We start from the raw sequence: 1,906 nt of genomic DNA, 5'->3' as shown, positions 1-1,906 counted from the left end.
TCCCAGACCTGGTCGTAGGTGAGCTTGGTCTGCTGCGAGATGATCGAGTGCAGCGCGGACTTCAGCGCCGCGCCGGTCTTGCCCGAGGCGGCCGCGTAGTAGTCGCCAGGATCACTCGGGGTACCGGGATCCGAGCCGCCGCCGGTGAAGGCGGTCGCGTTCTTCAGGCCGGGGTGCGAGAAGTACGCGGCCAGCGTGCCGGTGACGGTGATCTGCTGACCGAGCAGACCCGGGTTGCTCTGCAGTCCGTACGACGCGCGGAACGCGGTCGGGATCTGTACGTAGAGCATCGCCGACGTACTGGTCTGCGACGCCGAGTCGGCGAGCGCCAGCGCGTAGTCGTTCGGGAAGTTGCTGCGGACAACGGTGCTGGTCGCGGTCGGCTGCCCGACCACGTACCCGGTGACCGAGGCGGTCGAGCTGTCCTGGCGGCCGATCGCGGTGGCGACCGTGATCGTGGTGGCGGCGTTCGACGGCGTGATGCCGAAGCCGAGCAGCGCCAGTACGGCGGTGACGAGCAGCGCAGGGCGGAACAATCGGGACACGGCAACTCCCAGGGGCGGGTGGGGGACCGGACGCAGGTCAGTCTGCCCAGCTTCCCGGGCCGGCTAACGAACAGCAGGTGAAGGGTTGAACCGGTGGGGTGCTGAAGGAGTGAGTGTCGTTCAGCACCCCACCTGGGCAAGCGGGCCCCCATCAGGCCGTGACGTCCGCCGCAGCCTGCTCTGCCCACCTACCAGCGAGGTACCACTGGCGGGCGGCACCTCACCGACAAGGCGGCGTCGGGCGGACGCCGTTACGGACCGTACTCATTTCGACACGTCTTGTCCATACCCCGAGTACCGACGGCAGGCGCGGCCGGCCGTCTGGCGTGGTTGCGCCATGTCGCAGGGACGGCAGTGGTGGACAGGGCAGATTTCCGTGACGTGCTTGCAAACTCTGTCGGAAGGCTGTCCCGCCCGAAGGAGAAACTGCCCATGTCCTCCCCCCGACGGATCGCCGCGCTGACCACAGCGGCGGTCCTTGCCCTCGGCGCGGCGACGGTGATCCCGTCCGCCGCCGCCCCGCCGCCGTCCGCGAGCGGAGCATCCACCAAGACCTCGACGGTCACGCTGATCACCGGTGACGTCGTCGAGGTGACCGACGCCGGCGGTGGCCGGAAGGCCGCCACCGTGCATCCGGCCGCGGGCCGCGAAGGCGTCTCGTTCCACACCGTCGAGGCCGACGGCGGCCTGCGGGTGCTGCCGAGCGACGCCGTCCCGTACATCTCCACCGGCGTCCTGGACGTGAACCTGTTCGACGTCGACGAACTGATCGCGGACGGGTACGGCGAATCCGCCGACCTGCCGCTGATCGTCAAGGACACGCCCGGGATCCTGACCGCGCAGAGCCTGACCGGTACGACGACCACGCGGCAACTGCCGTCGATCGGCGCCCGGGCCGTCGACGCGGCCAAGGACCAGCTCCCGGCGCTCTGGAACTCGCTGAAGCCGTCCGCGGGCGTCCGGTCGTTGAACAGCGGTGTGACCAAGATCTGGCTGGACGGCAAGGTCAAGCCGGTCCTGGACAAGAGCGTCCCGCAGATCGGCGCCCCCGACGCCTGGAAGGCCGGGTACGAGGGGTCCGGCGTCGACGTCGCCGTACTGGACACCGGCGTCGACGCGAACCACCCGGACCTGCGGGGCAAGGTCAAGGAGAGCCAGGACTTCTCCGGCAGCCCGAGCGGTACCGAGGACCACTTCGGCCACGGTACGCACGTGGCCGCGACGATCGCCGGCACCGGTGCGGGCGCGGGCGGTACCCGCAAGGGCGTCGCGCCAAAGGCCGACCTGCTGGTCGGCAAGGTGCTCGGCGACGACGGGTACGGCTACGACTCGTGGATCATCTCCGGGATGGAGTGGGCCGC

General features: G+C 69.9%; 2 protein-coding genes. One reads left to right on the top strand and one right to left on the bottom strand.

Features of this window, described 5'->3' with window-relative positions; translation table 11 throughout:
• The coding region (locus VFF46_RS35195; RefSeq protein WP_325041580.1) for a DUF6359 domain-containing protein at positions 1 to 545 on the bottom strand (545 nt) is incomplete at its 3' end.
• A 432-nt stretch (positions 546 to 977) separates the two neighbouring features.
• Here VFF46_RS35195 and VFF46_RS35190 point away from each other — a divergent pair.
• Positions 978 to 1,906, top strand: a 929-nt coding sequence (locus VFF46_RS35190) for a S8 family serine peptidase (protein WP_325041579.1), incomplete at its 3' end; no start/stop codon positions are given.

The sequence above is a fragment of the Kribbella sp. genome (genome assembly GCF_035655035.1).
In the GTDB taxonomy this organism is placed as follows: Bacteria; Actinomycetota; Actinomycetes; order Propionibacteriales; family Kribbellaceae; genus Kribbella.
This window is presented reverse-complemented; position numbering and strand designations above follow the sequence as displayed.